6 protein-coding genes are annotated in these 9,263 nt (G+C 67.2%); 4 read left to right on the plus strand and 2 right to left on the minus strand.

The features are described from left to right. From kdpB to NP534_RS23515, 4 genes are all read left to right on the plus strand, one after another. The coding region (gene kdpB / locus NP534_RS23500) for a potassium-transporting ATPase subunit KdpB (protein WP_274100278.1) at positions 1-1,344 on the plus strand (1,344 nt) is incomplete at its 5' end. 10 nt (positions 1,345-1,354) lie between these two features. Then, on the plus strand, positions 1,355-1,906 hold the full coding sequence (kdpC, locus tag NP534_RS23505; protein ID WP_274100279.1) for a potassium-transporting ATPase subunit KdpC: 552 nt from the start codon (positions 1,355-1,357) through the stop codon (positions 1,904-1,906). 54 nt (positions 1,907-1,960) lie between these two features. After that, positions 1,961-4,615, plus strand: a complete 2,655-nt coding sequence (locus NP534_RS23510; protein ID WP_274100280.1) for a sensor histidine kinase — start codon at positions 1,961-1,963, stop codon at positions 4,613-4,615. Then, entirely contained in the window at positions 4,612-5,307 is a 696-nt protein-coding gene (locus tag NP534_RS23515) for a response regulator (RefSeq protein ID WP_274100281.1), read from the plus strand. The genes NP534_RS23510 and NP534_RS23515 overlap by 4 nt, the downstream gene beginning before the upstream one ends. A gap of 15 nt (positions 5,308-5,322) precedes the next feature. Here NP534_RS23515 and NP534_RS23520 read toward each other — a convergent pair whose 3' ends face one another. Beyond that, positions 5,323-6,228, minus strand: coding sequence for a LysR family transcriptional regulator (locus NP534_RS23520; protein ID WP_033699229.1), 906 nt, complete (start codon positions 6,226-6,228; stop codon positions 5,323-5,325). Positions 6,229-6,251: 23 nt separating this feature from the next. Continuing rightward, positions 6,252-9,176, minus strand: a complete 2,925-nt coding sequence (locus NP534_RS23525; protein ID WP_274100282.1) for an aminotransferase — start codon at positions 9,174-9,176, stop codon at positions 6,252-6,254. Between the last annotated feature and the right edge of the window lie 87 nt (positions 9,177-9,263).

Here is a 9,263-nt window from a genome sequence, read left to right on the forward strand (position 1 = left end):
GTCGTGGTGGTGACCTTGCAGCCGTTCGCCCACTTCGCCGGCGGTAGCCTGCCGTTGATCTTCCTCGCCGCGCTGCTGGTGACGTTGATCCCCACCACCATTGGCGGCCTGCTGTCGGCCATCGGCATTGCCGGCATGGACCGCCTGGTCCGGCTCAATGTCATCGCCCGCTCCGGCCGCGCGGTGGAAGCCGCTGGCGACGTGCATACACTGATGCTCGACAAGACCGGCACCATCACCTTCGGCAACCGCCGTTGCAGTGCCCTGCATGCTGCCACCGGGGTAACCGCCAAGGAGCTGGGCGAGGGCGCCTTGCTCGCTTCGCTGGCCGATGACACCGCCGAAGGCAAGTCGATCGTCGAGTACCTGCGTCAGTTGCACGACTTTGTCGAACCGGTCGCCGGGCAGTTCGAAGCCATTGCCTTCAGCGCCGAGACGCGCCTGTCAGGTATCGACTTCCAGCAGCATCGCTACCGCAAGGGCGCGGTCGATGCGGTGCTGGCCTTTGTCGGCATGCAGCGCCTGGAAATGCCCGCCGCGCTGGCCCGCGAGGTCGAGCGGATTGCCCAGAGTGGCGGCACACCGCTGCTGGTGTGTGTCGACAAACGCCTGCTTGGGGTAATCCACCTCAAGGACGTGGTCAAACCGGGTATTCGCGAGCGCTTTGCCGAGCTGCGCAAGCTGGGCATCCGCACCGTGATGGTGACCGGTGACAACCCGCTGACCGCCGCTGCCATTGCCGCCGAGGCGGGGGTCGACGACGTGCTGGCCGAGGCCACCCCAGAGAAGAAACTGGCGCGGATCCGCCAGGAGCAGAACGACGGCCGCCTGGTCGCCATGTGCGGCGACGGCGCCAACGACGCCCCGGCGCTGGCCCAGGCCGACGTCGGCATGGCCATGAACGATGGCACCCAGGCGGCCCGCGAGGCGGCCAACATGGTCGACCTGGACAGCGACCCGACCAAGTTGCTGGATGTGGTTCAGGTCGGCAAGGAACTGCTGGTGACCCGCGGCGCCTTGACCACCTTCTCGATTGCCAACGACGTGGCCAAGTACTTCGCCATCCTGCCGGCCTTGTTCGCCGCCATCTACCCGCAGCTGGGCGTGCTCAACCTGATGCACCTGGCCAGCCCGCAGAGCGCGATCCTGTCGGCGATCGTGTTCAACGCGCTGATCATCATCGCGCTGATTCCGTTGGCCTTGCGCGGTGTGCGGGTGCAGGCGGCGAGCGCGGCCCACCTGTTGCGGCGCAACCTGCTGATCTACGGCCTGGGCGGCATCATCGTGCCGTTTGCCGGGATCAAGCTGATCGACATGCTGCTCAATGCCCTGCACCTGGTCTGAGGAGGCCGCCATGAACGCTTATGTACGCCCGGCCCTGAGCCTGGCCTTGCTGATGACGTTGCTCACTGGCGCACTGTATCCGTTGGCGGTGACCGGTATCGCCCAGGTCGCCTTCCCTGAACAGGCCAACGGCAGCCTGGTGCGCGACGCCCAGGGCCATGTGCGCGGTTCGGCCCTGATCGCCCAGGATTTCCAAGGCGATGGCTGGTTCCATTCGCGGCCTTCGGCAGGGGCCTATGCCACGGTTGCCAGCAGTGCCAGCAACCTGTCGCCGAGCAATCCGGCCTTGGCCGAGCGGGTGGCCAGTGATGCTGGCGCGCTGTATCGAACGCAACAAGGCCCGGTGCCTCAAGCCTTGCTGACGACCTCGGGCAGCGGCCTGGACCCGCATTTGCCGCCGCAGGCCGTGGCCTACCAGATTCCGCGTGTGGCTGCGGCCCGCAAGGTGCCGGAGGAGCGCTTGCAAGCCTTGCTTGAAGAGGCCACCCTCCACCCATTGATCGGGCCGCCTGTGGTCAACGTCCTGGCACTGAACCAGGCCTTGGAGACGTTGGCGCATTGAGACGGGGGCCTGCAACGCAGGCCCAACGATCGCCGCATTTTTGAAGGATGACACATGAGTGATTCCGCCCGCGCAGACGCGCTGTTGGCCAACCTGCCGCGCGCTGGGCGCGGCAGGCTGAAGGTGTTTCTCGGCGCCGCACCCGGGGTGGGCAAGACCTACGCCATGCTGCAAGCCGCCCACACCCAGCAACGCCAGGGCGTGCAGGTGCTGGCCGGGGTGGTCGAGACTCACGGCCGCGCCGAAACCGAAGCGCTGCTCGGCGGCATGCCCCAGCAGCCGCTGCTGCGCAGCGATTACCGCGGGGTGACGCTTGAGGAAATGGACCTGGACGGCCTGCTCAGCGCGGCGCCAGCCCTGGCCCTGGTCGATGAGCTGGCGCACACCAACGCACCCGGCAGCCGCCATGCCAAGCGCTGGCAGGACGTGCAGGAACTGCTCGCCGCCGGCATCGACGTCTACACCACAGTCAACGTGCAACACCTGGAGAGCCTCAACGACAAGGTCCGCGACATCACTGGCGTGCAGGTGCGTGAAACCCTGCCGGACTGGGTGCTGCAGGAAGCTTTCGAACTGGTGCTGATCGACCTGCCGCCCCGCGAACTGCTCGAGCGCCTGCGAGAAGGCAAGGTGTACGTGCCGGAGCAGGCGCGGGCGGCCATCGATGCGTATTTCTCGCAGACCAACCTGACCGCCCTGCGCGAACTGGCCATGCAGACGGCCGCCGCCCAGGTCGATGCCGACCTGGCCCACGGCTATCGCCAGCGCGGCCAGGAAGCCCCTGCCTTGCGCGGGCGGCTGTTGGTCGGCGTCGATGGCGACGACCAGGCCGAACGCCTGGTGCGCCATGCCAGCCGGGTGGCTCAGCGCCGTCACTTGCCCTGGAGCCTGGTACACGTGGACAACGGTCGCCTGCGTGACGAGGCGGCGCGTCAGCGCTTGCAGGCTGCGCAGCAACTGGCCGAGCGCCTGGGGGGCGAAGTGGTGCTGTTGCGGGCCGGCGAAGTGGCGCGCACGTTGATTCAGCATGCGCTCGAACGCCGGGCCAGCCTGGTGCTGGTGGGGCAGTCGCGCGATCGCCTGCGTCGGCGCCTGTTGGGGGCGGGGGTTGCGGCGCGGCTGTTGCGCGAAAGCCATGGGCTGGAAATCAACGTGCTCGACCGCGATGCCCAGCCGCAACCGGCCCGCTCGGCGGTCAAGCGTGTGTGGGTGTGGCGGCATTATCTGCTGGCCCTGCTGGCCACCGTCATGGCGGCCGGCCTGGCCTGGGCGGTGTCGAGCGTGCTGGCGCTGCCCAATATCTCCTTGGTGTTTCTTGCTGCGGTGTTGCTGGTGGCGGTGCGCAGCAGCCTGGGGCCGGCGCTGGCGTGTGCGGCGTTGTCGTTCCTGACGTACGATTTCTTGTTCATCCCGCCGAATTTCTCCTTCAGCATCCAGCGCGAAGAAGACGTACTGACCCTGGTGTTCTTCCTGCTCATGGCCGCCCTCACGGGTAACCTGGCGGCCCGTCAGCGCCGCCAGTTGCAGGCACTGCGCGAAACCCAGGCGCAGACCAGCCAACTGCTCGACCTGTCGCGTCGGCTGACCGTCGCCACCGACCGTCAGGCGGTGTTCAACGCCGCCGGCCAGCACCTGGACGGCTGGCAGGACCTGCACGTGTGCTTGCTCGAACGTGATGCCGAGGGCCTGTTGCGCGTGGCCAGTGGCGAAGCCCACGCGCTGAGCGACAACGAACGGGCCGCTGCCGACTGGGCCTGGCAACACGGTCAGGCGGCCGGCCAAGGCAGCGATACCTTGCCCAATGGCCGCTGGTGGTGGTGGCCCTTGGCGGTGGAGGAGCAGCCGCTGGCCCTGCTCGGCGTGCGCTCGCGCACTGGCGACCCGCTCAGTGACCCGCGCCGGCGCCTGCTCACGGCCCTGGGCCAGCCGCTGGCCCAGGCGCTGGCCCGCGCGCGGCTGGCCGAACAGCTGGAGGCCGCGCGCCTGCACGGCGAAACCGAACAACTGCGCAGCGCCTTGCTCGCGTCGGTGTCCCACGACCTGCGTACGCCGCTGACCGCCATGCGCGGCAGTATCGACAGCTTGCTGGCGCTGGGCGAGGCGATCCCCGAACAAGACCGGCGCGAACTGCTGGAAGGCACGCGCGACGAGGCCGAGCGCCTGGACCGCTACATCCAGAACCTGCTCGACATGACCCGCCTGGGCCACGGCGGCCTCAAGCTTGCCCGTGACTGGGTAGCCCCCGCAGACATCGTTGGCAGCGCGCTCAACCGCCTGCGCGTGGTGTTGGCGCCATTGCGCGTGCACACCTTGGTGCCGGCCGAGTTGCCGTTGCTGTTTGTCCATGCGGCATTGATCGAGCAGGCGCTGGTCAATGTGCTGGAGAACGCCGCACGCTTCTCGCCGGCCAACGGTCGGCTGGAGCTGCAGGTGTCGGTGATGGACGCGCAATTGCACATGGCCGTGCGCGACCAGGGCCCCGGCATTCCCCTGGCGGAGCGGGAGAAGATCTTCGACATGTTCTACACCGCCGCCCGTGGTGATCGAGGCGGGCAGGGCACCGGCCTGGGCCTGGCCATCTGCCAGGGCATGATTGGCGCCCATGGCGGGCAGATTTTGGTGGGTGACGGCATCGATGGCCAGGGCACCGGCATCACTCTATGCTTGCCGCTGCCCCCTCAACCCGAAGCTGAAAGCGAAACCCCATGAGCCAGCCCGCCACCCTTTTGGTCATCGACGACGAGCCGCAGATCCGCAAGTTCTTGCGTATCAGCCTGATGTCCCAAGGCTACAAGGTGCTCGAGGCTGCCACCGGCGGCGAGGGCCTGGCGCAAGCCGCCTTGGGCAAGCCTGACCTGGTGGTGCTCGACCTCGGCCTGCCGGACATGGACGGCCAGCAGGTGCTGCGTGAGTTGCGCGAATGGAGCGCGGTGCCGGTGCTGGTGCTGTCGGTGCGTGCCAGCGAGGTGCAGAAGGTCGATGCACTGGACGGCGGGGCCAATGACTATGTGACCAAACCGTTTGGCATTCAGGAGTTTCTGGCGCGGGTGCGTGCCCTGTTGCGCCAGGTGCCGCAGGCCGGTGGCGGTGAGGTGGCCGCCAGTTTCGGGCCGTTGACCGTGGACTTCGCCTTCCGCCGGGTGACCCTGGAGGGCGTGGAGGTCGCGTTGACGCGCAAGGAGTATGCGCTGTTGGCCCAGTTGGCCGCGCACCCGGGCCGGGTGATTACTCAGCAGCAGTTGCTCAAGGACATCTGGGGGCCGAGCCATGTCGACGATACCCACTACCTGCGCATCGTGGTCGGGCATCTGCGCCAGAAGCTTGGGGATGACCCAATGGCGCCGCGGTTCATCATCACCGAGGCGGGGGTAGGCTACAGGCTGGTAGCGCCAGGCTCGTGAGCGGACGGGGTGGCATCAGGCCCTGGGCGGCTCTTTTTCGAACAGCTGGCGCATGACCTCCAGATAGCGCCGCGCGCCCAGGCCCAAGGGCCGCGGTTTGACCCAGATGATGTCGACCCACAAGCGTAACCGGCTGGCCATGTTGTCGAAGCGCACCTCGGCCAATGCGCCCGAGGCAATCAACGGCTCAACCAGCGGCTGCGGCAGGTAGGCCCAACCCAGGCCGGATTGCACCAGGTCCAGCGTCGCCAGGTAGCTGTCGGTCAGCCAGATCCGCCGCGACAGCACCATGCGCGGGTCGGAGCCGGTGGCTTTGCCGGAGGCCACGATGATTTGCCGTTGCTCGGCGAACGCCTCTTCCGGCAGCGGCGTGCCGTTGTTGCGCCCGGCGGGGTGGCGCGGTGAAGCAACGGCTACCAGCAGTTGGCTGCCGGCTTCAAGAAACGACTCGCGCTCATCGATCCCGGGCCGTTCGAATACCAGGGCCAACTGCACGCTGCCATCGTGCAGCAAACGAATGGCCTCGGCTTGGGTGGCCGAACGTACTTCGATCTCAAGGCTGGGGAATTCCTGCGCGAGGGTTTCCAGGGGCTGGCTCCAGCGGCCGGTCTGCAGCTCGGGCGCCATGGCGATGGTCAGGCGTTTTTCCAGCCCCTTGTGCAGTTGCAGCGCCTGGGCGTCCAGCAAGTTGAGCTGGCAGATCACCTGCCTGGCCTGCGGTTCGAGCGCCAGTGCTGCGCTGGTCGGCAAGGCTTTGCGTGTGGCGCGGTCGAACAGGGCCAGGTCCAGTTCTGCTTCCAGCTGGGCGATGGCCATGCTCACGGCCGAAGGCACGCGCCCCAGCTTGCGTGCGGCTGCAGAAAACGACCCTGCCTCCAGTACCGCCAGAAAGACTGCAAGAGAGTCGCTGGTAAAGGCCATTGTCAGAACCCCTCCTAGGCGGGCTACAGGTCTTCCGACAGGATACGGTCCACGCTGTCGACAAAGTAGTCCACGCTCGCCTGGGTGGTGCACATCGGCGGTTTGATCTTGAGGATGTTCAGGTAGTCGCCGGTCGGTTGCATGAAGATGCCCAGCTCGCGCAGGCGATCGCACAGCAGCAGGGTCTCCTCGGTCGCCGGCTCCAGCGTCTGCCGGTCGCGTACCAGCTCCAGGCCCAGGTAGAAGCCCGAGCCATGCGCTGCGCCGGCGAGCGGGTGCCTGTCGACCAATGCCTGCAAGCGTGCCTTGAAATAGCGCCCGGTGTCGCGGGCGTTGTCCCACAGCCCTTCCTCCTGCATCACGTCCAGCACCGCCATGCCGATGCGGCAACTGACCGGGCTACCCCCCGCCGACGAGAAGAAGTAGCCCTGCGCCTCCAGCGCCTCGGCTATCTCACGCCGGGTGATCACCACGCCCAGCGGCTGGCCGTTGCCCATGCCTTTGGCCATGGTGATGATGTCGGGCACCACGCCTTGTTCCTCGAAGCCCCAGAAGTACTCGCCCAGCCGGCCATAACCGACCTGCACTTCGTCGGCGATGCACACGCCGCCCCGGGCGCGCACCTTGGCATAGGCGTCGGCAAGGTAGCCCGCGGGTAGCGAGATGCCGCCGGCGTTGCCGTACACCGGTTCGCAAATGATGCCAGCCAGCTGACGGCCACGGCCATCGAGGTCGGCGAGCTTGGCATCGACGTCACGCAGGTAGTCGGCGGCGCTGTCGGCACCGCGAAAACGCCCACGGAAGGTGTTCGGCGCCTCGACCGGGTGCACCCAGTCTGGCCGGGTCTCCAGTGCCTGCGGGTTATCGGCGATGGACGTGGAAATGGCGTCGGTGGCCACCGACCAGCCGTGGTAGGCCTCCAGCACGCTGAGCAGGTCGCGCCCGCCGCTGTAGGCCCAGGCCAGGCGGATGGCCAGGTCGTTGGCCTCGGTGCCGCTGTTGACCAGAAACACCCGGTCGAAGCCTTCCGGCGCCAGTTTGAGCAAGCGTTCGGAGAACTCGGCGATGGCGGCGTAATGGAAGCGCGAGTTGGTGTTGAGCAACGACCACTGCCGCGCCGACTCGGCCACCATGCGTGGGTGGCCATGGCCAAGCACGGCAACGTTGTTGAGCATGTCCAGGTACGAACGGCCCTGCATGTCGATCAGGTAATTGCGCCAGCCGCGTTCGACATGCGGCGGTTGCGCGTAGTAGTGCTTCTGCGAGCGGGCGAAGCTTGCGTCGCGGCGTGCCAGCAGCGCCTGCGCGTCGGGCAGCGCTTCGGCGTCGCAGTCAACGCCCAGCAGCGCGGCAGGCGACGGGCATAGCGCCAACCAGGCTGCGGCCCGGGAGGGCGTGGCGAAGAAGGGAGGGCGGGTAGCGTTATCCAGGCACAGCTGTACGCTGAGCACGCCATGGCTGCTGCCCAGTGGTTGACCTTTTGCTACGGCTTGGCCATTCACCGGGGTATCTTCCAGCCCCGTGAGCCACAAGGCCCACTGCGGCGTGTGCAGGCAGCCGCGGCCATCGCCGTGACGCTGCCAAGTGCCGGCCTCTGGTGCCTGCAGCAGGCTGCCGTTCGGCACCTGCAACTCCACACCCAGCGCGCAGGTGGCAGGTTCTTCGGGGCGGTCGATATGGGTTTGTGACAGGCGATACTGGCCATGCAGCGTGCTCGCCGGGGTCGGTTGTGCGGCCAGCAGGTGCTGATCGAACCCTGGCTGCTCCCAGTTGCCCGCTTCGCAGTGCGGGCTGAGCACGCCCAGGTCGAGGCGTGCGACCGGCTGGCCGACCAGTTCGGGCAACAGCGGCGCACAACCGGCCAGCTCGGGCTTGCCGGGTTGAAGATCGGCCGCCTGCAGGATGGCCGCCTCCATCAACGCGAAAGGCACGGCGGTAGCGGTGTCGAAGATTTCCCATTCATGCGCGATGTTGTTGCGGATGTACTGGTTGCCCGGCTCTACGGCGAGCTGTTGCTCGCTGCTCAGTACCAGTACCGCGGCGCGGTTGAGTACCAATGGCCACAGGGCTCGCAGTTCGGCTTCGTTCAGCGGGTTGAGCGCCTGATAGGCACGTACCGCCGGCAGAATGCGCAGCGGGTCGCCTTCGGCATGGTGCAGCAGCGCAGCGCAGGTCACTGACAGGTCGGCGATGCGCCAGGTGCGCAGCAGGTCGCCGAAGTCGATCACGCCCTGCAACTGCCACTGGCGCTCGCCATCGCGGGCCCACACAGCGTTGTCGTCGGTCACGTCCAGGTGCACGGCCTGGCAGGGCAGTTGGTCGGCCAGCGGAGCCAGGTGCGCAGCGGCCAGCTGGGTGGCTTGCTCTACACGGGCGCGGTGGCCTGCGTCCTGTAGCACTGGCAGCAGGTGTTGGATCAGTGCCTGGGCGTGCTGCGGGTCCCACTGCAGGGTGCGGCTCAGGCCTGGGTGGTCAAAGTCGGCCAGGGCTTTGTCCAGCCGAGCGCAGAGCTTGCCCAGTTCGGCCATCAGGCGTGGCGGCATGTGTTTGAGGCGGGTCAGCGGCTGGCCGTCGATGTAGTCGAGCAGGCGTACGCGCAGTGGTTGGCCGGCGATGTCCAGTGCCAGCAGCGCTTGGCCGGTTTGTGCGGGGCGTACTGCGGGTACGGGCAAGCCCTGTTCACGCAGGTAGGCCAAGGCGGCGTGCTGGGCTTCCAGTTCGACCTGGGCGTAGCTGCCGTGGCAGGCCTTGAGCACGAAACGGCCTTGGGGGGAATCCAGGCGGAAGTTCAGGTCCTGCTGGCTGCCCAGCGACGTCAGGTTGCCAGCCAGGTTGTAATGCGTCTGCAGCAAGGCGTGCGCCTGGGCTTCGCTTAGCGAAGGGCTGGGCAGGGCGGAGCGCTGGATCAGGGTGGCCAGGGCAGGGGCGGCTGGGTTTTGGCTGGGCATTGGGGCTACCGTTGGTGCTGGGAGGCGGTAGGGAATTTATGCCCGTTTTGGTTGATGATGGAAGACGATTGTTGTCAGAATTTTTGA

Origin of the sequence: Pseudomonas sp. 39004 (assembly GCF_028682155.1) — a bacterium.
Taxonomy (GTDB): Bacteria; Pseudomonadota; Gammaproteobacteria; order Pseudomonadales; family Pseudomonadaceae; genus Aquipseudomonas; species Aquipseudomonas capeferrum.